26 protein-coding genes are annotated in these 26,582 nt (G+C 60.5%); 4 read left to right on the plus strand and 22 right to left on the minus strand.

Annotated elements, in window-relative coordinates:
- Positions 1–8: 8 nt before the first annotated feature.
- Genes msbA through HKN06_00470 form a run of 7 tightly spaced genes read right to left on the minus strand, consistent with a single transcriptional unit; the run spans position 9 to position 8,430 of the window.
- The gene (gene msbA / locus HKN06_00440; protein NNF59773.1) at positions 9–1,766 is read right to left on the minus strand and encodes a lipid A export permease/ATP-binding protein MsbA; all 1,758 of its coding nucleotides are present in this window, start codon (positions 1,764–1,766) and stop codon (positions 9–11) included.
- Position 1,767: 1 nt separating this feature from the next.
- Positions 1,768–2,205, minus strand: coding sequence for a biopolymer transporter ExbD (locus HKN06_00445; protein ID NNF59774.1), 438 nt, complete (start codon positions 2,203–2,205; stop codon positions 1,768–1,770).
- Entirely contained in the window at positions 2,202–2,831 is a 630-nt protein-coding gene (locus HKN06_00450; protein ID NNF59775.1) for a MotA/TolQ/ExbB proton channel family protein, read from the minus strand. The genes HKN06_00445 and HKN06_00450 overlap by 4 nt, the downstream gene beginning before the upstream one ends.
- 56 nt (positions 2,832–2,887) lie before the next feature.
- Positions 2,888–5,209 (minus strand): DNA internalization-related competence protein ComEC/Rec2, encoded by a 2,322-nt coding sequence (locus tag HKN06_00455; GenBank protein ID NNF59776.1) that lies wholly within the window; start codon positions 5,207–5,209, stop codon positions 2,888–2,890.
- A gap of 35 nt (positions 5,210–5,244) precedes the next feature.
- The gene (lolD, locus tag HKN06_00460) at positions 5,245–5,952 is read right to left on the minus strand and encodes a lipoprotein-releasing ABC transporter ATP-binding protein LolD (protein NNF59777.1); all 708 of its coding nucleotides are present in this window, start codon (positions 5,950–5,952) and stop codon (positions 5,245–5,247) included.
- Positions 5,945–7,192, minus strand: coding sequence for a lipoprotein-releasing ABC transporter permease subunit (locus tag HKN06_00465; protein NNF59778.1), 1,248 nt, complete (start codon positions 7,190–7,192; stop codon positions 5,945–5,947). The genes lolD and HKN06_00465 overlap by 8 nt, the downstream gene beginning before the upstream one ends.
- Complete coding sequence (locus HKN06_00470) at positions 7,189–8,430, minus strand: lipoprotein-releasing ABC transporter permease subunit (protein NNF59779.1); 1,242 nt, start codon at positions 8,428–8,430, stop codon at positions 7,189–7,191. Before HKN06_00470 ends, HKN06_00465 begins: the two co-directional genes overlap by 4 nt.
- A gap of 254 nt (positions 8,431–8,684) precedes the next feature.
- Between HKN06_00470 and HKN06_00475 the strand changes: the two genes are divergently transcribed.
- The 3 genes from HKN06_00475 to HKN06_00485 are packed head-to-tail and all read left to right on the plus strand — an operon-like array spanning position 8,685 to position 13,022.
- Entirely contained in the window at positions 8,685–8,972 is a 288-nt protein-coding gene (locus HKN06_00475; protein ID NNF59780.1) for a hypothetical protein, read from the plus strand.
- A 31-nt stretch (positions 8,973–9,003) separates the two neighbouring features.
- Entirely contained in the window at positions 9,004–12,477 is a 3,474-nt protein-coding gene (mfd, locus tag HKN06_00480) for a transcription-repair coupling factor (protein ID NNF59781.1), read from the plus strand.
- A 5-nt stretch (positions 12,478–12,482) separates the two neighbouring features.
- Complete coding sequence (locus tag HKN06_00485; protein ID NNF59782.1) at positions 12,483–13,022, plus strand: hypothetical protein; 540 nt, start codon at positions 12,483–12,485, stop codon at positions 13,020–13,022.
- Here the strand turns inward: HKN06_00485 and nagZ are convergent.
- From nagZ to rlmD, 3 genes are read right to left on the minus strand one after another with little or no spacing between them, the layout of a single operon-like run.
- Positions 13,019–14,050 (minus strand): beta-N-acetylhexosaminidase, encoded by a 1,032-nt coding sequence (gene nagZ, locus HKN06_00490; protein ID NNF59783.1) that lies wholly within the window; start codon positions 14,048–14,050, stop codon positions 13,019–13,021. The two genes, HKN06_00485 and nagZ, sit on opposite strands and share 4 nt — an antisense overlap.
- Complete coding sequence (locus HKN06_00495; GenBank protein NNF59784.1) at positions 14,047–14,550, minus strand: L,D-transpeptidase; 504 nt, start codon at positions 14,548–14,550, stop codon at positions 14,047–14,049. Before HKN06_00495 ends, nagZ begins: the two co-directional genes overlap by 4 nt.
- The gene (gene rlmD / locus HKN06_00500; GenBank protein ID NNF59785.1) at positions 14,547–15,896 is read right to left on the minus strand and encodes a 23S rRNA (uracil(1939)-C(5))-methyltransferase RlmD; all 1,350 of its coding nucleotides are present in this window, start codon (positions 15,894–15,896) and stop codon (positions 14,547–14,549) included. Before rlmD ends, HKN06_00495 begins: the two co-directional genes overlap by 4 nt.
- Positions 15,897–15,991: 95 nt before the next feature.
- Between rlmD and HKN06_00505 the strand changes: the two genes are divergently transcribed.
- Positions 15,992–17,842: a response regulator gene (locus tag HKN06_00505; GenBank protein NNF59786.1), complete on the plus strand. Its 1,851-nt coding sequence runs from the start codon at positions 15,992–15,994 to the stop codon at positions 17,840–17,842.
- A 1-nt stretch (position 17,843) separates the two neighbouring features.
- Here HKN06_00505 and HKN06_00510 read toward each other — a convergent pair whose 3' ends face one another.
- The 12 genes from HKN06_00510 to rpoE all read right to left on the minus strand — a co-directional run bounded on the left by HKN06_00510 (position 17,844) and on the right by rpoE (position 26,448).
- Positions 17,844–18,224 (minus strand): holo-ACP synthase, encoded by a 381-nt coding sequence (locus HKN06_00510; GenBank protein NNF59787.1) that lies wholly within the window; start codon positions 18,222–18,224, stop codon positions 17,844–17,846.
- Positions 18,221–18,943 carry a DNA repair protein RecO gene (gene recO / locus HKN06_00515; protein NNF59788.1) on the minus strand — a complete coding sequence of 241 codons (723 nt, stop codon included), beginning with the start codon at positions 18,941–18,943 and terminating at the stop codon, positions 18,221–18,223. The genes HKN06_00510 and recO overlap by 4 nt, the downstream gene beginning before the upstream one ends.
- Positions 18,944–18,946: 3 nt before the next feature.
- A complete protein-coding gene (gene era / locus HKN06_00520) occupies positions 18,947–19,843 on the minus strand; it encodes a GTPase Era (protein NNF59789.1) in 897 nt (298 codons plus the stop codon).
- Positions 19,833–20,507, minus strand: coding sequence for a ribonuclease III (gene rnc / locus HKN06_00525; GenBank protein NNF59790.1), 675 nt, complete (start codon positions 20,505–20,507; stop codon positions 19,833–19,835). The genes era and rnc overlap by 11 nt, the downstream gene beginning before the upstream one ends.
- Positions 20,508–20,512: 5 nt before the next feature.
- The gene (locus HKN06_00530) at positions 20,513–20,878 is read right to left on the minus strand and encodes a DUF4845 domain-containing protein (protein NNF59791.1); all 366 of its coding nucleotides are present in this window, start codon (positions 20,876–20,878) and stop codon (positions 20,513–20,515) included.
- A gap of 13 nt (positions 20,879–20,891) precedes the next feature.
- Complete coding sequence (gene lepB, locus HKN06_00535) at positions 20,892–21,683, minus strand: signal peptidase I (protein ID NNF59792.1); 792 nt, start codon at positions 21,681–21,683, stop codon at positions 20,892–20,894.
- A 34-nt stretch (positions 21,684–21,717) separates the two neighbouring features.
- The gene (lepA, locus tag HKN06_00540; GenBank protein NNF59793.1) at positions 21,718–23,511 is read right to left on the minus strand and encodes an elongation factor 4; all 1,794 of its coding nucleotides are present in this window, start codon (positions 23,509–23,511) and stop codon (positions 21,718–21,720) included.
- Positions 23,512–23,583: 72 nt separating this feature from the next.
- Positions 23,584–23,772, minus strand: coding sequence for a glutaredoxin family protein (locus HKN06_00545; protein NNF59794.1), 189 nt, complete (start codon positions 23,770–23,772; stop codon positions 23,584–23,586).
- 56 nt (positions 23,773–23,828) lie between these two features.
- Entirely contained in the window at positions 23,829–24,245 is a 417-nt protein-coding gene (locus HKN06_00550) for a Fis family transcriptional regulator (GenBank protein ID NNF59795.1), read from the minus strand.
- A gap of 12 nt (positions 24,246–24,257) precedes the next feature.
- Entirely contained in the window at positions 24,258–25,220 is a 963-nt protein-coding gene (locus tag HKN06_00555) for a hypothetical protein (protein ID NNF59796.1), read from the minus strand.
- Positions 25,220–25,864 carry a sigma-E factor negative regulatory protein gene (locus HKN06_00560; protein NNF59797.1) on the minus strand — a complete coding sequence of 215 codons (645 nt, stop codon included), beginning with the start codon at positions 25,862–25,864 and terminating at the stop codon, positions 25,220–25,222. Before HKN06_00560 ends, HKN06_00555 begins: the two co-directional genes overlap by 1 nt.
- An 8-nt stretch (positions 25,865–25,872) precedes the next feature.
- Positions 25,873–26,448, minus strand: a complete 576-nt coding sequence (gene rpoE, locus HKN06_00565; protein ID NNF59798.1) for an RNA polymerase sigma factor RpoE — start codon at positions 26,446–26,448, stop codon at positions 25,873–25,875.
- Positions 26,449–26,582 lie beyond the last annotated feature (134 nt).

The raw sequence follows: 26,582 nt of genomic DNA on the forward strand, positions 1-26,582 counted from the left end.
CTCGAGGCTCACTCTATCGGCTCTTCGTCGAACTGCATCCGGTAAAGGGAGGCGTAGTGTCCGCCCCGCTCGATCAGGCTGGCATGTGTGCCCGTCTCGACTATACGACCACTGTCGAGCACGACGATAAGGTCTGCGTTTTCCACCGTCGACAGCCGATGCGCAATAACCAGAGTCGTGCGGTGCTGCATCAGTGCATCCAGCGCCTGACGGATGTGGCGCTCGGACTCGCTATCGAGCGCCGATGTTGCCTCATCGAGAATCAGCACCGGCGCATCCTTGAGCAGTGCGCGTGCAATGGCAACACGCTGGCGCTGGCCACCTGAAAGCAGCACGCCGCGATCGCCGACCAGGGTGTCCAGCCCGTCCGGCAGCGTGTCAGTAAACTCCGTTACGTGGGCAGCTTTTGCGGCAGCGGCGATCGCCGCCTCATCAGCACGCTCCATTGTGCCGTAGGCAATGTTACGGGCAATGGTCTCGTTGAACAGGGTTACATCCTGGCTGACCAGTGCAATCTGCCGGCGCAGGTCCGCCAGGCGATACTCCCTGATATCGTGCCCGTCTATGAGAATACGGCCGCCAGTGACATCGTAAAAACGTGGCAGGAGGTTTATCAGCGTACTCTTGCCGCTGCCGGAGCGTCCGACAAACGCGACGGTCTGGCCTGCCGCCACCGCAAGATCAATACCGGAAAGCACATCACCCTTTGCTGCGTCGTAACTGAACTGCACGCCCTCGAATGCCATGTCGCCGCGCGCCCGATCCAGCCTCCGCTCGCCACCAGCCGGCTCGCTCGAGGTGTCCAGGATTTCAAAAATACTCTTGCCCGCGGCGATGCCACGCTGCAGGTTTGCGTTGACGTTTGTCAGCCGCTTGAGCGGCCCCATCAGCATCAGCATGGCGGTAAAAAATGAAATAAACGTGCCCACGGTAAGCTGTTCGAGCATTTCGGGCCGTGTTGCCAGGAAAACGATTCCGGCCATGCCAAACGCGGCAATAAGCTGGATGACCGGGATACTGATCGCCCGTACTGCCACCATGCGCATGAACAACCGGCGGTTCTTCTCATTGACCCGCTCGAACTGGCGCCGCTCGTATTCCTGGCCATTGAAAACCTTGACGACACGATGACTCGACAGGACTTCTTCGGCCACACGCGTCACGTCACCCATCGAGTCCTGGATACGCAGGCTGTAACGGCGAAACCGTGCGCTGACGATACGCATGAGCCAGCCGATCATAGGTCCGACCAGAAAAATGAACAATGCCAGCTGCACATTGAGATAGAACATCCAGATCACCAGGCCAATGATCGTCAACGTGTCGCGAATGATCACTGTTATTGTATTGGTCGTGCTTTCTGCAACCTGCTCGATGTTATAGGTAAGCTTGGACAGCAAGACACCGGTCGAGCTCTGATCGTGCACGGCAGTGGGTAATAACAGGAATTTTTCGAATACCTCGCCGCGCAGCTTCTTTATTACATGGCGGCCGACGTAGTTCAGACAATAGTTCGCCACGAAACCGGCAAGACCACGTGCCAGGAACAGCGCGACCATCAGCACCGGAATTATGCGTATGGTGTCGGGGTCTTTCTCGATGAAACTGCCATCGAGCAGCGGCCGCATCAGGGCAGCAAAACCGGTATCGGTCGCAGCGTAGACGACCATTGCGGCGATCGCAGCACTGTACAGCGGCCAATAGGGTTTGGCATAACCAAGCAGGCGCCGGTAGACCACGCCGGTATCAGTCTGCATTTCAGACATGTCAGTTAGCCTGGTTGCCCGGCCCTTCATTGACCGTGGCAATATTGATACGGACAAAACCCAGCCGGCCTGCTACATCCATTGCAGTGACTACCGATTGATGAGTTGCGCGGGCGTCGGCCCGGATAGTAACCGGGCGGTCGCGATCGTCACCATACATGCGGATGATTGCGCGCCTCAGGGTTCCGGGCCGGTTGTTGATCAGCTCCTGCTGGTTCAGCAGGTAACCTCCCTCGGCCGTGACGGTGATTTCCATTCCTTCTACCGTCGCCTGCTCCGGAGCTGCAGCCTCGCGCGTTTGCGGCAAAGTGATCTTTAGTTCTGATTCGCGCACAAAGCTGGTGGACACCATAAAAAACACCAGCAGCAGTAACACCACGTCAATCAGCGAGGTCAGATTTACCTCCGGCTCCTCAGCCTGGCGTGCCCGCAGGTTCACGCACCGCGCTCCGCCGCGCGCCGATCGCCGCCATGCAGGGCCTCGACCAGTTTTATTGCCTCCTGCTCCATCTGCACCACGAGCGAATCTACCCGTCCGCGCAGATAGCGGTAACCCATCAATGCCGGAATAGCGACGGACAACCCGGCAGCGGTAGTAATCAGCGCCTCCGAGATGCCACCAGCAAGCACGGTCGGGTTACCCACGCCATGCGCCTGGATGGCGCCAAACACCTTTACCATGCCGATGACGGTGCCAAGCAACCCCAGCAAGGGCGAAATGGCGGCAATGGTGCCGAGGGGATTGAGGAAACGTTCCAGTTCGTGCACGACATGACGGCCGGTATCCTCGATACTCTCTTTCATCACGTCGCGATTTGCATCGCGAGCACCCAGCCCGGCAGCGAGAATCCGGCCCAGCGGTGAACTATCACGCAGGGCATGGATATGGCGATCGTCGAGCTGTTCCTTTTCGACCCAGTACCACACTTTGGCAGCAAGGTCCGTGGGCAGCACGCGTTTGCGCCGCAGCGTCCACAGGCGCTCCACGATTATTGCTCCAGCCACTATTGAACAGAGCACCAGTGGCAGCATCAGCCAGCCACCCGCTCTGACTATCTCGAACATACGACCCCTCTGCCAGAATGACGGTATGAAACCCCTCGAGGCGGGCCCATAGTACTTCACCTGCCGGGTTGAACTAAAGCGCAGCGGGGACGCCAGAAGCGTGCATTCCTGCAGCGATGCCGGCTGATGCCGATTTCTCCATGCCTTGACACATGAGCTGAAATGGCGCCGGCATTGGCAGTCAGGTAGACGGCCGCACCCGCATCCTGCCAGCGCTGCACGACTGTGGCGCCGGGCAAGCCCCACTGATTCGTCTTGTTAACCGAAACCAGCACATGACTCGCGCCGGTTGCCGCTACAAAACCTGCCGTGGACGATGTCTTGCTGCCGTGGTGCGGAGCTGCCAGCAGTGCACAGCGCAGCCGGTCATACCGGCGCGCTACCAGATTGCGTTCCGCTGCAGCTTCGATGTCGCCGGTCAGCAGCACGCAGGATTTACCATTGCTGATACGGACCACACAACTGGCATCGTTACCGGTCCAGCCGTCACCAGCCGGCGGGTGCAACACATCAAATGCCAGGCCATCCCAGAACCATCGCTGCCCGCGTTGACACCGCACCTTGTTTGCGACGCCACTACCCAGCACCCTGGCAGCAGGAAAATCGGCCAGGACCTCATCCAGGCCACCGGCATGATCATTATCGGAGTGACTTACAACAACGCGATCAACCGCGGCATTCCCCTGCAGCCGCAGGAATGGCCTGATAGCGCTGCTGTATGCGCTGCGCCCGCTGCGCCAGCGCGGACCCGTATCGTATAGCAGCACGTGCCGCCGGGTACGCACGACTATCGCCAGTCCGTGACCGACATCCAGCATTGTCAGTTCGAATGCCCCGGGTGCGGGCCTGTGGTCCGCCGGCAACACTGCAGGCAGCAGCATCAGTAACCCCAGCCAGCGGGCCGGCCAGCCACGCGGAGCCAGCAGCCAGGCACTGCCAATTACCGCAATAAAAAGCACTGAAGCGGGCACGTGCGAAGGGTAGTAAACCAGCGCTTCGAAGTTTGCGACCCACTGCAGCGCGGGCCATACACCATCCAGCAACGCGGCTGCCCGGGCCAGCACCAGCAAACCGGTTTCGGCATGCAGGAAGAAAACAACGACTCCGCCAAGCACCAGCGGTATCAGAACCAGACTGAAAAGCGGCAGCAACATCAGATTCACCAGCGGCGCAGCCAGCGCAACCTGGCCGAACAGCAGAGACAGCAACGGTGCCAGACCGACAAAAACTGCCAGCTGCGCGGACCACAGCCGCCGTAACCATGAACCGTCGCCACCACCTGCATAGAGCAGGACTACGACGGCAAAGAACGAAAGCCAGAAACCCGCTTCCAGCGGTGCCAGCGGATCGAACACCAGTACCAGCAACAACGCGGCCGCCAGTGCCTGGGCTGGCCGGGCATCGCGCCTGGAAAGCCGGCACAACAACAGGACCAGCACGACCAGCAGGGCGCGCCTCGTCGGAATGGTAAAACCTGCCAGTGCGGCATAGCCGACCGCGAGCAGTGCGGATAGTCCGCAGCCCAACAGGATGCCGCGACGCGACAACCCGCCCAGCAACGTGCCGCCAAGGTAGCCAAGCCCGGCGACGATACCAATGTGCAGACCGCTGATCGCAACAAGGTGGCTCAGACCCGTGTTGCGCAGCACCTGCCAGTGGCCGTCACTCAGATGCTGGCGGTCACCAATTGCCAGGGCAACAACCAGGGCGCCGCCAGTATCCGATTTAAGTCCCGCCGCCAGCTGCCGCGACAGGCGGTCGCGCTGAGATGCCAGTAACAAGGTACTGCCGGTAGCTATCCGCCGGTTTTCAGAGCCGCGGACATAGCCGCTGGCGGCAAGCCCGGAACGAAAGGCGAAATCCGCACGGAAGCGTCGGCCAGGGTTGGCCAGCCCGTGCGGCGCACGCAAGCGCACATCGAGTTGCCACAAGTCGCCCGGGCGTGGTGGCGTCACACCGGCCGGGAATTCGTACCAGCGCAGCCAGACACGGCGCAGGCCTGCTCCAGGCAGTTTTGCTTCAGCGACAAATCCGAGTGTCGAACCGTCCCGCTGCACGACATCAGCGACACGTACAACTACCTGCGTGTCGAGCGTGCCCTCGAGCGGCAGGCCGACCAGCTGCCGGTGCGCAACGATGTGCGTCCAGGCAAAACCCGCCAGCAATGTCGCAGCAAACATCGCAGCGGGCGTGCGACGCCATGCCGCGAGCGCAATGGTCAACGCCGCCACGAGGATCACCAGCGCATCCGGTAACAACTGTGGCAGCGCGAAAACTGCAGCACTGCCAGCAAGAAAACCGACAGCCACCAGCGGTAAATCGAATCGGCGCCACACTGCGCGACTGTGACCGGCGAACGCGGCATGAACCAGCCGCATTTCTATACGGCGGCGGCAGATTTAACGTGAAAATATCAGCCGTCAACCGACGCTGGACGCAGCACTCCCTCCTCGAGCGTGAGGATGCGGTCCATGTGGCGGGCGATTCGCATGTCGTGGGTAACCACCACCAGGCTGGTGCCCAGTTCGCGATTCAGTTCGAGCATCGTCTCGAATACCCGGGCACCGGTGCGGCCGTCGAGATTGCCGGTTGGCTCATCGGCCAGCACCAGCGCCGGCCCGGTGATCAGAGCACGGGCAACTGCTGCACGCTGCCGCTCACCGCCCGACAGCTGCGCCGGCTTGTGTTCCAGGCGCTCGCCCAGCCCTACCCGCTGCAGCAGGTCGGCTGCCTGTTGGCGCGCCTTTGCCACTTCGACGCGGCGAATGAGCAGCGGCATGGCGACATTTTCCAGCGCGCTGAATTCCGGCAACAGGTGATGGAACTGATAGACAAAACCCACCCTGCGGTTGCGCATTTCGCCGCGTTCGGCATCGCTGAGCTGGCTCAGGTCGCGGCCATTTATAAAGATGCGGCCGGAGGTGGGATCGTCCAGCCCGCCCATAATCTGCAGCAACGTAGTTTTGCCGCTACCGGATGCACCGATAATCGAAATCCTCTCCCCGGGCGCCACGTCCAGTTCGATGTCCCGCAGCACCTCAAGGCGGCCGCTGGCCTGCGGATAACTGCGAGAAATATTCTCACAGCGCAAAGCCAGATCGGCGGGACCGGCATCATTCATGACGCAATGCCTCGGCCGGGCGGGTGCGGGCCGCGCGCCAGGCGGGGTAAATGGTGGAAAGCAGTGCCAGCAGAAATGCGGTCAGCGCAATTTGTGTAACGTCGGTTGCTTCGATGCGCGCCGGCAGGTCACTTAGAAAATAAACTTCGGGCGATACCAGCTCGGTGTGCAGCAGGCTTTCCAGCCAGCGCACTATTGCTTCGATGTTGAGAGCGCCAAGAATACCCAGAACCACGCCGAGCAGTGTACCGATCGCGCCGATCAATGTCCCCTGCACCATAAACACACTCATAATGCTGCCTGGCGATGCGCCGAGTGTACGCAGGATGGCGATATCGCTGCGCTTGTCTTTTACCACCATTACCAGCGTGGAAACGATATTGAATGCGGCCACACCGACGACCAGGAGCAAAATTATAAACATCACTGTCTTGGTCAACTGGATGGAACGAAAGAAATTGGCATGCTTGCGCGTCCAGTCGCTGACAAAAACCCCCCCGCCGATCTCGCGCGCGACCTGGGTCACGACCTGCGGCGCCTGGTACATGTCCGCCAGGCGCAGACGCACGCCGCTGACGGCATCACCGAGCCGGTAAAGCTTTGCCGCATCTTCCAGGTGCACAAAGGCCAGGCCACGATCAAACTCATGCATGCCGGCGGAAAATATGCCGGTCACGGTGAATCGACGCATGCGTGGCATGATCCCTGCCGGCGTCACGTTGGCACGTGAAATAAGCAGCAAGACCTTGTCACCAACAGCCACCCCAAGCACTTCGGCCAGCGCGGCACCGATAAGAACCCGATACTCGCCAGCAACGAGATCATCAGGACTGCCCTGCTGCATCAAACCGCCAAGCGTTGAAACATTTCGTTCCGCCACCGGGTCCATGCCGCGAACCAGTACGCCGCTGAGCAGCTCACCGTTAACCAGCATGCCCTCGCCTTCTATAAATGGCGCTACGGCCGTGACGCTTTCGTGCTCGAGCGCGTGCGCCTGTACCGCACGCCACTGCGGCAGCTTGTCGTCAAAACCCGTAATCGTGGCGTGCGAGGCCAGCGCCAGTATCCGCTCACGCAGCTCACCTTCAAAACCGTTCATGACTGACAGCACCACGATCAGCACGGCGACGCCGATTGCAATGCCAAGCATCGATATCGCTGAAATAAACGAGACAAAGCCGCTGCGTGTTTTTGGCCGCACATAGCGAATACCAACCAGCAATTCGTACAGCTGCTTCATTCGTAGCGCAACGCTTCAGCCGGGTGAGTCTTTGCCGCACGCCGGGCTGGATAGATAGTCGCTACAACTGACAGGACCAGTGCCGCCAGCACAATCAGTCCGACTTCCGGCCAGCGCAGGTCAGATGGAACAGACGTAATGTAATAAAGGTCTTTCGGCAACAGGTTGATACCCAGCCAGCTCTCCATCCGCGGCAGCAGGTTTTCGACGTTGAGTGCCAGGCTGACGCCGGCCACCAGACCCAGCGCGGTGCCAATCAGGCCAATCAGAGTGCCCTGCACCATGAAAATCCGCATGATGCCGCCCGGCCGCATACCCATGGTGCGCAGGATCGCAATGTCGGTGCGCTTGTCACCCACAACCATCACCAGGGTTGCGACTATATTAAATGCCGCAACCGCGACGATCAGCAGCAGGATGACAAACATCATCGCTTTTTCAATCCGGATAGCGCGGAAGTAGCTGGACTGCTCGCGTGTCCAGTCACTGACGCGCAGTTCGGGGTTGAGGCTGGCAGCCAGCTCGTCAGCCACCTGCCCGGCGCGAAAAATATCGCTCAGCGTCAGCCGGACGCCACTGACCTGCCCTTGCGGCAAGCCGACAAGATCCGCAGCATCTTCGATATGCATCAGCACGCTGGACGAATCATGCTCGGCGATACCCACCTCGAAAACGCCTGCAACCCTGAACCGCCGCAGCAGGGGCGCGATAGAACCATTGGCCGAGCTGCGGGGAATCATCACCGTAATTTCGTCGCCCTCGATCACGCCGGCTGTCCGGGCCAGTTCGGCACCGATAATCAGCCGGTCGGAGCCAGGCTGCAGCGTGTCCAGCACCGCGGCGTCGACCGCTCCTGCGAGCGTCTGGCTGCCGGCCGCCGGGTCCAGCCCGCGAATAATCACCCCATTGAGATTAACGCCGTTGACCAGCAGCGCCTCACCATCGACAAAGGCGGTGGCGTCACTGACCAGGGGATGTGCCGCCACCCGCTCCACTACCCGCTGCGGTTCGGCAAGTCCACGACCCGGCCCGCTGACTGTCACGTGCGCGGTCAGGCTCAGCAGCCGGCCACGCAGTTCATTGCCGAACCCGTTCATCACGGAAATCACCACGATCAGCGTCAGGACGCCAACCGCGATCCCGAGCAGCGAGATGACGGAAATGAAGGAAACGTACAGGTTGCGCTGCCTGGCACCGAGGTAGCGCAACCCCACGAACAGCTCGAGCGGGTGGAACATCGGCGGGATTAAAGCACAGAGCGGCCCGGCTGCGGGGCCGCCGCGGCAGCGCAGCATCCTCTTAGGAACCGATAGTTAGCGCTGCCTGCCGGGTTGGCTAAAACCATATTTTTTCCAGATCCCTCAGTATCTTGTATCACTAATCTTAGCGCACTTGTGAACAATATTCCCCAGGCTGGAGTTGCAAAAATCCATTGAGTAGCTGGCGCTGATTGGTATATTTTGACGCCTCCCCGGTTATGAAGACACCCTGGATGCTGAAAAGACCCCTAGGCGTTGCCGCCCTGATTGTTCTGTTTGCCGCGGCGGTTACCGCGATCGGGCAGACGCTGCTCAGCGAACCCACACAGATCGGGTTGAACCAGTCCATTCCCACCCGCGGAATGACCATGGAATCGGTCGAGGCCAGCTACGGCAGCCCGACATCACGCCGGGCACCGGTGGGTGATCCGCCGATCACGCGCTGGGAATACCAGCAATTTATCGTCTACTTCGAGTACAAGCGCGTCATCCATTCCGTGGCCAAGCGTCCGGCCAGCTAGTCTTCACTGCCAGCCTGTATAGTCCCGGCTCATGAGACCGGAGGGAAATCTTTTTGCCGGTGCCACACGGTTGCCGCCTGCCGGGCCGGCACGATGGGGCGGGCTGTATGGATGCGCCGCGTCGCTGGCGCTGGTCGAAGCCGCCGGCAATCATGCCGGGCCGCTGCTGGTCGTGGGCCATGATGTTCGCCAGGTCGAGCGATTACTGACCGAGCTGCGGTTTTTTGCCGGTGAGCACCTGCCGGTGCTCGAATTTGCCGACCTTGAGAATCTGCCCTACGACATCTTCTCGCCGCATCCCGACATCATTTCACGCCGCCTGTCGACGCTTGCCCGGCTGCCTACCCTGGAGCGCGGCATCGTGGTGGCCTCGGCTGCCGCGATGCTGCAGCGCCTGCCCCCTGTGGAATACGTCACCAGCGGCAGCCTGCTGTGTCGGCGCGGCGACAACTTTGATCTGCCGCAATGGCAGAGCCGGCTTGAACGCGCCGGCTATCGTCACGTCAGCCAGGTGATGGAGCATGGCGAGTTCGCGGTGCGCGGTTCACTGATCGATATCTTCCCGATGGGTGGCGACAGCCCGGTACGAATCGACCTGTTCGACGATGAAATCGACAGCATCAGAGGTTTTGACCCGGGCACACAGCTGTCAGGCGATCGCCACGAATCAATACAGGTGCTGCCGGCACGCGAATTCCCGATGAATGAAGCGGCCATCAGCGGGTTTCGTCAGCGCTTTCGCCGTCACTTTGAGGGCGATCCGACACGCAGCAAGATCTACAGCGAAGTTTCCGACGGCATTACGCCGGGCGGTCTGGAGTACTACCTGCCGCTGTTTTTCGATTCCACCGCGACGCTGCCGCAGTATCTGCCCCCGACTGCCCTGGTGGTACGCGATGAAGACGTCGATGGCGCCCTGGCCGCCTACATGGCAGATACCCTGCAGCGCTACGACCAGCGGGCCCACGATGTGGAACGGCCGCTGCTGCCGCCGAAGCTGGCATTTGTCACCGAAAAAGAACTTGCCGAAGCGCTCGACCGCTTCGGGCAACTGACGTTCAGCGCCGTCAAGCAACCCTCTGCAGCGGCAAACTTTCCCAGCCAGGCGCCTCCCCCACTCGAGATCAGGGCACGGGCCGCGGACCCGACACAGACATTGCGCGGGTTTCTCGATCGCTACGACGGCCGGGTGCTGTTTGTCGCCGAATCAGATGGCTACCGTGAATCAACGCTTGACCTGCTGGCACCCCACGGCATCCGGCCGGTACGCGTGGCCGGCTGGAGTGAATTCCTTGAAACGAGCGAGCGCTTTGCCATCACTACCGCCGGGGTTGAGCGCGGCCTGCTGCTCGATGATGTCGCGCTGGTCGTTGGTGAGCAGTTGTTCGGCAAATCAGCGCGAGCCGTGCAACGGCGCCGCCCGTCGCGCGACCCGCAGACAATTATTCGCGATCTCACCGACCTGCGGCCCGGGGCGCCGGTGGTGCACGAAGAGTATGGTGTCGGCCGCTTCATTGGCCTGCAGAATCTCGAGGTTGCCGGCGTGAGTAACGAGTTTCTCACGCTTGAATACGCTGAAGGCGACAAGCTGTATGTCCCGGTTCATGCGCTGGATCTGATAAGCCGCTATACCGGGAGCGCGCCGGAAACTGCGCCACTGCACAAGCTTGGCAGTGACCAGTGGCAGCGTGCGCGCAAGCGCGCGGCAGAACGCATACGTGACGCCGCTGCCGAGCTGCTGGATGTCTACGCCCGGCGTGCCGCACGCTCGGGCCGCGCATTCAGCACGACAGAATCCGAGTATCGCGCGTTTGTTCAGGGCTTTCCGTTTGAAGAAACGCCGGACCAGGCATCCGCCATCGAACAGGTTATCGGCGATTTACGCTCCAGCCGGCCGATGGATCGTGTTATTTGTGGCGATGTTGGCTTTGGTAAAACTGAAGTCGCGTTACGGGCCGCATTCTATGCAGTCCATGGCGGCGCGCAGGTCGCAGTGCTGGTGCCGACCACGCTGCTTGCCCAACAACACCTGCAGACTTTTCGTGACCGCTTTGCCGACTGGCCGGTACGCGTTGAAATGCTGTCGCGTTTCGGCACCGGCAAGGAAAACACGGCAGTGATTGACGGTCTGGCGGCCGGCACGGTTGATATTGTCATCGGCACCCACAAGCTGCTGCAGAGAAAGGTGGCTTTCAGGGACCTGGGCCTTGTCATCATCGACGAAGAGCACCGATTTGGCGTTCGCCACAAGGAAAAACTCAAGGAACTGCGCGCCGAGGTCGACGTGCTGACACTAACGGCCACACCCATCCCGCGCACGCTGAATATGGCCATGGGTGGCGTGCGCGACCTGTCACTGATCACGACGCCACCAGCAGAACGGCTGGCGGTAAAAACATTTGTCAGCGAATGGAATGACGCCACGCTGCGCGAAGCCTGCGTGCGCGAGATTCGTCGCGGTGGCCAGGTGTTTGTGGTGCACAACCGCGTTCAAAGCATACCGCGCGTGGCCGAGCGCATCGAAGAGCTGGTACCGGAAGCAGATCTCCGTATCGCGCACGGTCAAATGCGCGAAAAAGAGCTCGAACAGGTAATGCTCGATTTTTATCACCGCCGTTTCAGCGTGCTGGTCTGCACCACAATCATTGAAAGCGGGCTCGACGTACCTACGGCCAACACCATAATCATCGATCGCGCCGATCACCTCGGCCTGGCGCAGCTGCACCAGCTGCGCGGCCGGGTAGGTCGTTCGCATCATCGTGCTTATGCCTACCTTGTAACACCGCCACGCCAGTCGCTCACCGCCGATGCCATAAAGCGGCTCGAGGCAGTGGAATCGACTGAGGATCTTGGCGCGGGTTTTGCCCTTGCCACTCATGATCTCGAGATACGCGGCGCCGGCGAGCTGCTGGGCGAGGAACAGAGCGGGCAAATACATGAGATCGGCTTTTCCATGTATATCGAATTACTGGAACGCGCCGTATCCGCAATGAAAAGCGGCCAGGAACCCGACCTGATGGAACCTTTGCATCGCGGGCCTGAGGTCGACCTGCACACGCCCGCCCTGCTGCCTGATGACTACCTGCCGGATGTACACATGCGCCTGGTGCTGTACAAGAGAATTGCCAGCGCCACCAATGCCGCTGACCTGCGCCAGCTGCAGGTCGAGATGATCGACCGCTTCGGTCTGCTGCCGGACGCTGCAAAACACCTGTTCCGGATTGCACAGCTGAAGCTGGCCGCGGCCCCACTCGGTATCGAACGACTCAGTGCCGGTGCCCGTGGCGGCTTTATCGAGTTCGGGGCGCGCACCACCATCGACCCGCATGAACTGGTGCGACTGGTTCAGGATGATCCCGAGCGTTACCAGCTGGACGGACCGGCACGCCTGCGTTTCAGCCGCGAACTGGCTGAATTTGAAGACCGGGCCGACTATGTTGAGAAACTGCTCACGCAGCTGGCAGCCACCGAAAGCCCCGTCACGGCGTCCGATCGTTTAAACTGAGCCGCATGTCCAGGTACCTCGCCATATTGCTGGCACTTCTTGCCACATCGCTTGCAGCGGAAGAAGCACCGGCGCCGCCGCAGTTTGACATCGAGCTGATAGTTTTCCGTCACCTCACCCCGGACGATTCGGAGTTGCAGGTCGAGCGCAACGAGGAAGATGAAGAGCAACGCATCCGGCGTCGTCGCTTTCCACCGCTGGCGCCCGAAGAGCTGCGGCTGGGCAACATCAGCCAGAAGCTGCTGCGCTCACGTGACTGGTCACCAATACTTCACTACGGCTGGCGCCAGCCGGTCGAAGGGCGAGAGGATGCGCCGGCGGTATCGGTCGCAGGTAACCGCCGTGGCGGCTACGCGGCCGGCACAGTGCGGGTATCGCTGGAGAGATTCCTGCGTCTCGAGCTGGACCTGCAAATGGACCCGGGCACCGGCATCAGCTACACGCTGCAGCAGGCGCGACGGCTACGCAGTGGCCAGATCCACTATTTCGATCATCCACAATTTGGCGTCATTGCCCTGATCAGCCGGGCACCGTCTGACGGCTAGCCGTCCAGCTGTAGCGCCGGGTGCGCGTCTATCAGGTCGCGTGCGCGTTGCCAGCGCCCCGAGTATTTCAGTTTTTCCCAGGTAATCCGGTGACGCCGGTGCAGGCTGGCCATACGGGCCTGTGCGGCCGGATTGTGCGTATCGATCCGGTCAACAACCGATTCCACTGCCGCACGATCGTTGCATATCAGAACCACATCACAGCCGGCATCGAGCGCCTTGTTGACCCGCCGTCGCATGCTGCCGGCATCGGCGGCACCGGCCATGGACAAGTCGTCGGAGAACACCGCGCCACGAAAGCCAAGGCGGCCGCGCAACTCGTCCCGGATCCAGCGCCGGGAAAACGACGCCGGAACCTCGTCAACGACGGGATAGGCGACCAGCGCCATCATCACCGCATCGAGACCATTGGCAATCAGCAGCTCATAGGGTCGCATGTCGGCCTGCAAATCCACCAGGCTGCGCTCATCGACCGGCAACATCAGGTGTGAGTCGCCTGCCACGCCTCCATGCCCGGGAAAGTGCTTGGCGGTAGCCGCCATGCCGGCGTCATGCATTCCGCTGATATACGCGCTGCCCAGCTCTGCAACTGTGTGCGCGTCATGATGAAATGCGCGATCGCCGATCACGGCGCAAAGCTCGTGATCGATATCGACAACTGGCGCAAAGGACAGGTCAACGCCGCTGGCTATCAGTTCCGCTGCCATCAGCCAGCCCGTGCTGCGTGCCAGCCGGGCAGCCGCGTCCTGGTCGACATCGTGATGCCGCCCGATACGAGCCGCTGAAGGCAGGCGGGTAAACGGATTGCCGAACCGCTGCACCCTGCCGCCCTCCTGGTCGACCGCGATCAGCAGTGGCGGCTTGCGTACAGCGTGAATCTGTTCGGTCAGATGCTGCAGTTGCTGCAGTGATTCGAAATTGCGCTTGAACAGGATTACCCCGCCAATTGCCGGGCGCTGCAACAACTCCACGTCTTCCGGGCTCAGTTCGAGCCCGGCCACGTCGACCATCAGCGGCCCGAGCGTCACAGTCCGGCCGGGCCTGCGACTATATTGACCGGTGTACCGGCCGGCACCCGGTCAAACAGATCAATGACGTCATCATTGTGCATGCGGACACAGCCATGCGACCCGGCGACACCTACCGGCACCGCATCCGGCGTGCCGTGGATGTAGATGTAGCGGCGCATCGTGTCGACTTCACCGAGCCGGTTACGCCCCGGCTCGGCGCCACTCAGCCACAGTATCCGGCTGAGTATCCAGTCCCGTTCGGGAAACTCGCACAACATGTCGCGGCTGAAGACCTCACCGGTCGGGCGCCGCGCGACAAATATGGTTCCCGCCGGCTGGTCCGCACCGATGCGCGCCCTGACAATGTGCCGACCCAGCGGTGTGCATTCGCTGCCGTTGCGCTGCCCGGCACCGTTCCGCGCCGTTGACACTGCGTACACCCGCAGCAGTTCGCCGCCTTGCAGCAGGTACAGGCGCTGATCCTCCAGGCTGATCTCTATGCGTACCGCAGGTTTCATGCCACACGCTCGAACAGGGCCAGTGATTCCACATGCGCAGTATGCGGAAACATGTCCATCACGCCAGCCGCCTGCAGCCGGTAGCGCCCGCTGGCAGCCAGGATGCCGGCGTCTCGTGCCAGCGTGGCCGGATGACAGGACACATAGGCCAGGCGCCGTGCGTTGAACCGCTGCGCAACGGAACACACGGCTTCTGCACCGCTGCGCGGCGGATCGAGCAAAACCAGGTCGTACTCGCGCTCCAGCAGCGCCGATCCGGCCGGATCTGCGGCCAGGTCAGCAGTATGGAAGCTGGCATTATCGATGCCGTTGCGGCGGGCATTGTCTGCGGCTCGTGCAACCAGCGCGGCGGCACCCTCGACAGCAGTTACCGAGCCGGCCCGGCGCGCCAGCGGCAGGGTGAAATTTCCCAGTCCCGAGTAGAGATCCAGAACATTGTCGGCCGGACCCGGTGCCAGGAAGTCGACCACCCGGTCGATCATTGCGGCATTGATAGCGGCATTGATCTGAATAAAATCCACTGCCTGAAATTCAATTTCGACATCATGTGACGCCAGGCGGAAATGCATTGGCGGCGGCCGGTCTCCTTGCAGCGTGACAATGCTGTCAAGGTTGCCCGGCTGGAGGCAAAGGTCGATGGCGTAGTCTTTCTCGAATTCATGCAGCAGCTGCATGTCTTCGTCTGATGGTGGATCGAGCACGCGCATCACAAGCACGACGCGATCGTCTCCTGCCGCCATCTCAACCTGCGGCAGACGTCGCCGTATCGACATCCCCGCAACCAGTTGCTGAATCGGCTCGATCAGCACAGCAAGCCTGCGGTCGAGCACTTCGCAACCCTGCATGTCGGTAACGTAAGGCTTGTAACGTTCGCGAAAGCCGGCCAGCACGCGCTGTTTACCGTCCACATATTTCACACCAAGGCGTGCTTTGCGCCGGTAGCCCCAAACCGGACCGGCCAGCGGCTCGAGAACCTCAGCAGGCTCGATTTCGCCAATGCGACGCAAGGATTCGAGCAACCACTCCTGCTTCACTGCCAGCTGCGCGCTGGCGTCAAGATGTTGCAGTGAACAACCGCCACAGCTGCCAAACCACGCGCAGGCCGGGCTCACCCGCTGCGGCGATGGCGAAATAATTTCGGCGGCACGTGCTTCATCGCGCTTTCGCCGCCTGCGCACAACCGTCGCACTCACCGTCTCCTGCGGCAGCGCGTCTGCAACAAACACCACCTTGCCGTTGTGACGAGCAATTCCCCGGCCGTCATGGGTGAGGCCGTCAATGAATAACTCGACGGTATCGCCACGTTTTAGCGCTTTGGCTTGCCCTGATGTCGCTGCTAAGTCCATGAGCGGTATTCTACAGGCCTGGCCGTTTTGACGCCCATGCCCGCAGACCGCAACATGGACAGATGGGCGCTGACGGCAAAAACGGCAAACCGGGCATGAAGACGTCCGCAGACGTACCCCGAAAGGTTGCCTCGGAGCTGCACGCCGGCCTGCTCGCCAATCTTTCTCACGAGCTGCGCACGCCGATGGACGCCATACTTGGCTATGTCGAGCTGCTGGCGGAAACGGTGCTGACCGGCACGCAGCAGACCTACATCGCGGCGATAGAAAGCTCGGCACAAGGACTGCTGGATATCATGAACGATGTCCTGAACCTGGCGCGCCTGGAAGCCGGTAAGCTGGTCATCCACAACCAGCCCTTCTCTGTGCGCGATTGCATCGACAGCGTGTCACAGATGCTGGCACCCTCGGCCTACAGCAAGAAACTCGACTTCATTCGCCTGGTTGACCAGGACGTACCGGTCAACCTGGTTGGCGATCCGCTGCGGATCCGCCAGATACTTGTAAATCTTGTTGGCAATGCCATCAAATTTACCAACACCGGCCAGGTGCGTTTACGGGCCTCTGCCCATCCGTACGACGGCCAGCGCTTCGAGCTGATATTACGCATCACCGACACCGGCATCGGCCTGTCGCCGGCTGACATTGACAGGCTCTTCGAACCGTTCTCACGCCTGGCGACACCAAACAGCGATGTCAGCGGTACCGGTCTGGGGCTGGTCATAACGCGTGCGTTGTGTACAGCGATGAACGGCAGTATTGCAGTACACAGCACGCCGGCCGACGGCAGCACCTTTTGTGTGCGAATTCCACTGCAGCCAGCTGAGGAATTAACGACTACCGCTGCGAGATCCAATCTGCTGGAGCATCGTGCTGTAGTCGTTGTTGCAACTGATATTGAGCTGGCTAACGCCATTGCATGCAGCCTTCAGGGCGACGGGGCCTCAACGCGTATAGTCTCGAGCCTGCCTGCGCTGCGCGAATCGCTCGACACGACGCGGCCTGTTTACGATGCGGCTCTGCTGGTTGTCAATTCAGACGGCGTGCAGAGTCCGCAGCAGCTTGCAACCGATTGGCAGGCACTGCGTGGCCACCTCCCGGTGCTTTGCCTGGCCAGCACGGGCTCCGGACACAAGCTGAAAGAACTGGCGCAAATGTTTGCTGGCGACTGCCTGCCGGTGCACAGCTCGATGCGATCGATTTCGCAGCGACTCGCAACGATGCTGCAACAACCCTTCACGAGTACCGCAGAGCCGGCCCGGTCGGAATTGCAGCTGGCCGGCTTGCGTTTGCTGGTGGCCGAAGACAACCGCTTCGGACGCGTCTACCTGCAGACATTGCTACAGCACCATGGCGCAAAGGTCGACGCCTGTGCGGACGGCAATGCTGCCTGCGAGCTGCTCGAAACGGGCACATACGACCTGGTCCTGATGGACATGCGTATGCCGGGCTGCGATGGCGCCGCGGCAATGCAGCGCATTCAGCGGACCTGGCGCGGTACGCCACCGATTATTGGATTGACCGCCGCTGCGGATGAGCGTGAACGGGCGCTGGCTGCGGGTATGACCGACTGCCTGGTGAAACCGATACGTCCCGCGGTACTGCTGCAATACCTGCAGCAGCGCCGACCGGAAAAGCCTGCGCCAGAAACGACCGTTGTTCGCGACTTCATCGATGCGGAAATGCGCACGGAACTGCAGGCTGAATTGCCACGTTACGCGAGTGTGCTACATCAGGCTCTCGCCGAAACTGACCTGCCCGCCGCCCTGGAACCGGCGCACAAGATCAACGGTATCGGCGCGTTGTGCGGCTTCGACGAACTGCGCCGGATCGCCGCCGCCATCGAAGGCAGGCTACAGCGGCAGCAAACAGAAGGGCTGGATGAACTGTGCCGTGAACTGCAGCATGAAATTGAGCAGCTGCTGGCCAGCCTCGCTGACCTTTGAATCAACGCCGTTCCAGCACCGCAAAAGCCATTGCGAAACCGGCTTCATCTGACAGCGACACATAGCCCGCCCCGGCACCGAGCTGCTCACACAACTGCTCGCCACGCGCAGAAAAAATGACTTCGGGACGGCCCCAGTCGTTGTGCAACACGCCGATATCGCGTATCCAGACGCCGTGCCCGAAACCGGTTCCCAGCGCCTTGACGATTGCCTCCTTGGCGGCAAATCGCATAGCCAGAAAACGTATCTTGCGCTTTCTGGAGGCAAACTCAGCAATTTCCTGCGGCATCAGGAGACGATTGACAAACTTCTCGCCAAACCGTGCATACACTGCTTCAACCCGGTCGATCCTGACCATGTCGGTGCCGATTCCGAAAATCACTGTAACGACCTGCGCATCGCCCGGGCAACGCGCCGCACCTGCAGCGGCCGCGGGCCAAGGTGCTGCTCAAGCGCCAGTTGCAGCAGTATCCTGACATCTCCAAGCACGGCATCGTCATCCAGCCGCTCGGCCGCGAGCGCGAGCAGCGAATGACCGGCAAAAACCGGTCCATGCTCGTGCACCGGGTCAGTTGTCACGATGCCCTGCTCGACGCGGTAACTGTAGCTGCCATCGCCAACGACTGACTCCCCGGCTGCTGTGCGTTGAAGCTGCAGCCCGTAGCCCAGTTCGTCGAGCAATCGCTTTTCAAACAGGCGCAGCACGCGCGCCTCCGAGTCGCTGTGCACGAGCCCCTGCAGACCGGCGGCATAGCAGGCAAACAACCCCGGATGAGCATCGTGTCGCCGGGTCAAACGCACGACCAGTTCATTCATGTAATAGCCGCTATTCGCATGTTGCGGCGGCAGCGCGGGCAGGCCCGTAACTGCTTCGCACGCCGTCAGCGTGCCCAGGTCACCGCGAGCAGTCCATGACACCAGCAGGGGCTGGAACGGTTGCAGCACCGCACGCAAGCGCGCGCGTGGCCGCCGTGCCCCGCGCGCAACCAGCCCGATCCGGCCATGATCACGCGTAACGAGTTCGACAATCTGGCTGCTGTCACGATATGGCCGCTGGTGCAACAGGTAAGCTGGCTGCAGGTTCACTCGTTGACGTTGCATGGCTCAGTTATCGTAACCAAATCGTTGCAGGTCTGCCGCGTCATCCGACCAGTTGTTGCGGACCTTCACCCACAATTTCAAATTTACCTTCCTGCCGGCCCGCTGCTCGAGCTCGACCCGTGCTGCGCTGCCAATTCCTTTCAGCATTGATCCCTGCCGGCCGATAACAATCGCCTTGTGTGCAGAACGCTCGACCCAGATTATCGCGTTGATATGCAGCAGATCCGGTTGCATTTCATAGCTTTCGATTCCCACCTGCACACCATAGGGCAACTCCTGCTGCAAGCGCAGTAGCAGCTGTTCACGGATAATTTCAGCAGCGTGAAACTGCTCGTCCCTGTCGGTCGTCTGCTCCGGCGGATATAGCGGCGGCCCGGCTGGCAGCAGTCCGGCAATAACCTCCTGCAGGCGGTCAAGGCTGGTGCCCTGCTTTGCCGACACCGGGACTATTGCTGCAAAATCCATGCGCTGCGCCAGCGCGTCTATCTGTGGCAGCAGGTTCTCCCGCGGTTTTACAAGGTCGATCTTGTTTGCGACGGCGATGACCGGGGCCTGAAGCGAACGCAGGTGCTCAAGCAGGTCATTATCCTCGTGTGTCCAGCGAAAAGCCTCGACCACAAACAGGACCACATCCCCTTCGCTCAGCGTCTGCACCGCCGTACGGTTCATCACCCGGTTAAGCGCCCGCCCGGCGGCACGATGCAGCCCCGGCGTATCGATAAAAATCAGCTGGGAATCTTCGGTGGTTCTGATACCGGCCTGGCGGTAACGGGTTGTCTGCGGCTTGTGGGTGACGATGCTGAGTTTCTGTCCGACCAGCGCATTGAGCAGTGTCGACTTGCCGACATTGCTGCGCCCGGCAAGACTGACAAAACCACAACGAAAATTCTCAGCCGTCACTGGCAGCCTCGATCAATTCCAGCAGCGCCTGCGCCGCCCGCTGCTCCGCCCGCCGGCGGCTGCTGCCCTGTCCGCTTGCCTGCAGCGCGAGAGCATCTACTTCGCAAACAACTTCGAATTTCTGTTCGTGAGCCCGGCCACTTACCGATGCAATGCGATAGTCGGGCCTTGCCTCGCCGCGCCCCTGCAGGTACTCCTGCAGCCTCGTCTTCGGGTCACGCAGTTGCGCCGGATCGGGCAGGCTGCTCAATCGCTCGGCATAAAGTGACAATACAACGCGACGCGACGCGTCATAGCCGCCATCGAGATAAATTGCGCCAAGCAGGGCCTCCAGGGTGTCAGCAAGGACTGAACTGCGACGAAAGCCGCCGCTGCGCAGCTCGCCGGTTCCCATCTCCAGATAGTCTCCAAGCTCCAGCAGTCCGGCGATGAATGCCAGTGTGTCGCGCCGGACCAGACTTGCCCGCAGCCGGCTCAGGTCGCCTTCGCTGGCATCGGGACAGCGCTGGTAGAGCTGCTCGGCGATAACCAGATCCAGCAGGGCATCGCCGAGAAACTCGAGCCGCTCATTGTGAGCACCGGCAGCGCTGCGGTGAGTCAGAGCGGCGCGGGCAAGACCGGTATCGGAAAAGTCGTAGTCCAGACGCGCCAGCAGCTGCGCCAGCGGCCTCAACGTTTTATCTCTACCTTCCTGTCGACGGTAACGAACAGGCCCACGTCACCTATAAACGGCGCCTTGTGCTCGTAGTAGATGTGCACTTCGTAGCCGTTTTTTATTGCTGTAACTTCGAAGTCGGTATGACGAATCACGCTGATATCCTTGACCTGCATCTTTGTTTTTATTGCATTACGCAAGGTGGTACCAGACACCCGGTTGCCATCAAACTCCTCTTCCAGAGCAGTGAGCAGCGAGATCACCTCGAGCTTCTCTGCATAAATCGGTATCAATCGCATCCCTGCGAGGGCGAAAACACCGATCACCGCGAGAATGATGACCCACCCGACCAAAGTTACGCCTGTTTGCTTGTGCCGCATGCTCTTGCTCCTGTTAGATGATCTGGTCGCCGACACGGTTCCAGATTGGTGCTGCGTGCGGCAGGTTCCAGTTCATCCAGATCCGTACCGCCTTACCGACCAGTTTACTCTCGGGTATAAAGCCGACCCCGGGATAACGGCTGTCGTGACTGTTGTCGCGATTATCGCCCATCAGGAAGTAGTGGCCTTCGGGTACCACGAACACTCCTTCCTTGCCGTTGCGGCCCGGGCTTAGCAGGATGTCGTGCCGGATGCCGTTCAATTCCTCGTGTACGACGCGCGGCCGATAGCGGCCGGACGGCAGGTTATTGCCTGGCCCGTCGTACACACCGTTTACTTCGCTCGGTATGCGCTCGCCGTTTACGAACAGTTGCTTGTTCCGATACTCGACCTTGTCACCGGGCAGTCCGACCACCCGCTTGATGAAATTGGTGCCCGGATCAGTCGGCAGGCGAAATACCACAACATCACCGCGGTCCGGGTCGCTGAACTTCACCAACCGGGTATTGGACACCGGCAGACGCAGTCCGTAGGTGTACTTGTTGACGAAGATAAAGTCGCCATCGAGCAGGGTCGGCATCATCGAATCCGACGGAATCCGGAATGGTTCGAACAAAAACGAGCGAATAACCAGGACAATGAGGATGATCGGGAAGAAGCTGCGTGCGTATTCCACCACCACAGGCTCGGGCGCGGTATTGTCGACCGTGCCGGCCAGGCGCCGGGCACGAAAAAACAGGTGGTCGACACCCCAGATCAGGCCCGTCAGCAAGGCCAGTCCGACTAAAACCAGTTCAATAAACATTACTAAAAACCGCTCCTAAGCTTTTGAGTATTCTCTATTTCTTACCCACACGCAACACCGCAAGAAAAGCCTCCTGGGGGATCTCCACCGATCCAACCTGCTTCATGCGCCGCTTGCCGGCCTTCTGCTTCTCCAGCAGCTTGCGTTTGCGGCTCACATCACCGCCATAGCACTTTGCCGTCACATTCTTGCGCAGCGCCTTGACCGTGCTGCGGGAGATCACCTGCGAGCCGATAGCAGCCTGGATCGCGACATCAAACATTTGCCGCGGAATCAACTCGCGCAGCAGTTCGACCAGTTGGCGGCCACGCCCCCTGGCACTGTCACGGTGCACGATTACCGACAGGGCATCCACTCTCTCGCGATTGACCAGCACGTCCAGCCGAACCAGCGGCGCGTCTTCAAAGCGCAGGAAATGATAATCAAAAGAGGCAAAACCGCGACTGACCGATTTCAAACGGTCGAAGAAATCGAGCACGACCTCTGCCATCGGCAACTCGTACTCTATCGATACCTGGTGCCCAAGGTACTGCATACGCTTTTGTATGCCGCGTTTCTCCACACACAGTCCGATCACACTGCCCACGTGCTCATGCGGCACCAGTATGTGGGCGGCAATGATCGGCTCACGAATCTCGGCAGTCTTGTTGGACGGCGGCAGCTCTGACGGGTTGTCGACCTGCAGCACCTCACCGTCGGTGGTCTGTACTTCATAAACTACGGTTGGGGCAGTTGTGATCAGATCAGTTGAGTATTCCCGTTCCAGTCGCTCCTGGACAATTTCCATGTGCAGCATGCCAAGGAAACCGCAACGGAATCCAAGACCCAGTGCCGCAGAGGATTCCGGCTCGAACTGCAGCGCGGCATCGTTGAGTCGCAATTTCTGCAGCGCCTCGCGAAATGCCTCGTAATCGTCACTGTTGATCGGATACAAACCCGCGAAAACACGTGGCTGTGCCTGCTTGAATCCGTCCAGCGGCTCCGTACAAGGGTCGCGATCGTGCGTCAGCGTGTCACCGACCGGCGCGCCGTCAATCTCCTTGATAGTCGAAATCACAAAACCGACTTCACCGGCGCGCAGCTCGGACCGGTCTTCCATTTTCGGCGTAAAGATCCCCACGCGGTCCACCAGGTGTGAGCGACCGGTCGAGATCATCAGTATTTTGTCGCCTTTGGCCAGGACGCCATTGACCACCCGAACCAGCGTCACCACGCCAACATAATTATCGAACCATGAATCAACGATCAGCGCCTGCAGTCGATCATCCTGGCTGCCTTCCGGTGGCGGGATCCGCTGTGTAATTGCCTCCAGCAGTTCCACAACGCCGGCGCCGGTCTTCGCGCTGACCGCGATGGCATCGGTGGCATCGATCCCGATGATCTCTTCAATTTCCTTGCACACGCCGTCGGGATCAGCCGAGGGCAGGTCAATCTTGTTGAGCACCGGCATCACTTCCAGACCCTGCTCGATGGCCGTGTAGCAATTGGCTACCGTCTGCGCCTCGACGCCTTGCGCGACATCTACCAGCAGCAGCGCGCCCTCACAGGCCGCGAGCGAGCGCGACACCTCGTAAGAAAAATCGACGTGACCGGGTGTGTCGATGAAATTGAGCTGATACGTGCGACCATCGGCGGCCGTGTAATCCAGCGATACGCTTTGCGCCTTGATGGTTATACCGCGCTCGCGCTCCAGATCCATGCTGTCCAGCACCTGGTCACCCATTTCACGCTCGCTGAGGCCACCACAGTGCTGGATAAAACGATCCGCCAGCGTCGACTTGCCGTGATCGATATGCGCGATGATAGAAAAATTCCGGATGTGGTCCACAGACGCCGCCAGCTGATTCAAAATCCGCTCATTATATACGTCAGCGGCCCGCTCGCGGCTGCGACACGCTTCTCAGGACCGCCCCAGCCACTGCTGCAGCCGCGTGCGGTCCAGCCGGTGCCGGCACAGCTCAGCGGATCCGGCGGTCAGCACCGGGATATCAAGGCCAAAACGCTCGGCCAGGCGCGAATCAGTGTCGATATCGATGACCTCGACCGCAACATTGTGACCAATACACAACTGCTCCACCGCCTCGAGCATTTCGTCACAAAGATGGCAGCCGCGCCGATGGTAGAGCTGCAGCCGGCGCTGCGGCGTCACTGCCGGTACACACTGGGCCGCAGTGTGCGGCGCGAAGCTCTCACCCGTTGCCGCGCGTATAACATCGCCGGCAGCAGGCCACCGATGCTGCCTGCAACCGCGCCTGTCTCGCCAGCCAGCAAGTGGCCGGCCACCGCCCCGGCCAGCAGAGCCGCCAGTGGAACCAGGTAGGCCAATATCGCCGCATGTAACAACGTGGATTCAGGTATCGCGATACACACTTCATCACCGGCTGCCAGTTCACCAACCGGCTGCCCGGTAATTGTCTGTGCGGTATCGCCGAGAATACGGCCGAAAAAAGCCCCACCGCAGCCACGACCCGCAGCGCAACGCGCACAGCTTGAGGGGGCCTTGCCACGCACCTGGACCGCGCCGCCGGTTACAGCGATTACGTGTCCGGATTCACGCAACATGCCGGTAAAAATCTACCTGGTGCGCTTGAGAGATGCGCCAATCATCTCGACGGTTGACGGGGGTACTTCGCCGACAGCGGTAACCTGGTATCCGTCAATTGTCGTTTCATAGGCATTGGCAGAACCGATGGTCGACAGGCCGGTTACAGGCTTTGCGTCTGCCGCAGCCTGCTCGACAAAAACCGACACTGAAGCAAGCCCGTCCGTGTACACGTAGTGCTCCACTTTTTCCTGCTCACTGTCGTGGGTGCGAGCCACCGTGAGCCTGAAGCCGCGTGGCAGGGCCTGCGCCTTCCATTCCTGGCTCGCATCGGGCCGGGGCGATGCCGGCTTGTTACCGTAGAGCTTGTAACCGTCGGCGGACAGACGTGGGGCCAGTTCGGCATCGGAAATATCATCGCGCAGCGTAATGGACGTGAACAGGACTTCTTCAACAATAGCTCCGCTGTTGTCGATCAGTGCCGAACGCAGCGGCATGGCCGTTTGCTCGTCGAGCCACAGGCGATGGCCATAACGATATTCGTCACGCGGCCGGACTTCGATGATCCGTGCATCACGGTCGACCACCCGCTCTCGGCCGACGGTTTTAAAACGATACAGCGCATCGAGCTCGGCATGATAACTGGGCAGCGAGGAAAGCAGCGGGCTGGCCTCGGTTTTTTCCACGACAACGGATTTTTCTTTCTCGAGGATGCAGCGCACCTCGTCGTCGTTACGGATAATTTCGCGTCCGCTGCCGTCGAGCGATATCAGGCGCTCGGAAATCCGCCCGTTAGCGTCAACGCGATGAATGATACGCATTGTTTCCAGCGTATCGCCGGCCAGCCGGTGTACAAACGTGCCTTCGTAGTTGGTGTTCTCCACCGCCTCGGCCATCTTCTGCAGCCAGAGCCGCGGATCGCCGTCCATCGCCGCCGGCCCGCTGGCTCCGGCAAATACCGACAACAGGCACAGCTGGCTGATCAGCATTTCCATTATCGGTCTGCCTCAGTCTGTGTAACGAAACCGACGTTGCGGAACGTCGCCACTCCCTGCGGCGATGCTCCGGTCGTGCTGACATGACGCAACAGGTACTTGTTGAGCCGGGCGCGGTTCTCTGCAGAATACCGGGCAGACGGCAGCACTGCCGGCACATTGAAACTTGCCGGCGTCACGTTGTCCGTAGCAGGCATCAGCGTCAGCATGGCGTCGCCTGCCGCCACCAGTTCCCTTGCATCTGCGGGCGCCGATGTTACTGAATCCGCTGGCGGCGGCGTGACTGTGGCTATGGCGGGAACCTGTTCGGCATCTCGATTGGGTAGCGTCATCAATGCCACCACTGCAAGCACCGCTGAAGCGGCGACGGCCAGGCCCCAGTTGCGGGTGCTGCCACCGGCAGCCGCCGGCTTTTTCACTGCCGGCACCTGCTGACCTGCCACTGCCATCATTACCCGGCCGGCAAAATCGGCCGGCGCAGCAGCCTCCCCGCCGCGCATGGCGGAGCCGATCAGCGTGTAGGCCGCAGCGGTGTCACGCAGAGTCTCGTCGCGACACAGGCGTCGTACCAGCAACTCCGACTCTTCCGGTGCCAGCTCGTTATCTACAAATGCAGACAGCTGACTGTTTAGTTCGTCACTCATAAAACTGCTCAATCCAGCAAAGGACGTAATTTCTTTTCAATCGCCTCGCGCGCACGAAAGATACGTGACCGTACCGTACCCACGGGGCATTCCATCGTCTGCGCAATTTCTTCGTAGGTCATACCTTCGAGTTCACGCAGTATGATCGCCGTTCGCAGATCATCGGGCAAATGTTCAATCGCCCGGTTCACCGTGCGGCGGATCTCGTTACTCAGCACCAGGCCCTCCGGCGTATCGATATCCTTCAGCCTTGCCTGAGTGTCGTACTGCTCCGGATCCTGCGGATCCAGGTCGTATTCCAGCGGCCGCCGTTTGGCAGCCACCAGGTGGTTCTTGGCGGTGTTGATCGCAATCCTGTAAAGCCATGTATAGAACGCACTGTCACCGCGAAATTTTGGCAGCGCACGGTAAGCCTTTAGGAAGGCTTCCTGAGCCACATCGAGCGCTTCGGTCGGGTCTTTAACATAGCGCATCACCAGCTTGACGATTTTGTGCTGGTACTGCAGCACCAGTACATCGAATGCCGACTTGTCGCCTTGTTGTACCCGCTCTACCAGGAGCTGGTCGCTGGACTTATTGCCCATCCGGGCAAACCCCTTCCGGCCCTGGTTTCCGAGCCTGTTCGGTAGACCTGCTGCCCCGCGGAAAGTTCGCGAAACATAAAGAATTTCGCCGGACCCAGGCCCGGCGCACCAGCGGGCATTTTATCACGCCGCCG

The organism is Gammaproteobacteria bacterium (genome assembly GCA_013003425.1).
In the GTDB taxonomy this organism is placed as follows: domain Bacteria; phylum Pseudomonadota; class Gammaproteobacteria; order Steroidobacterales; family JABDKV01; genus JABDJB01.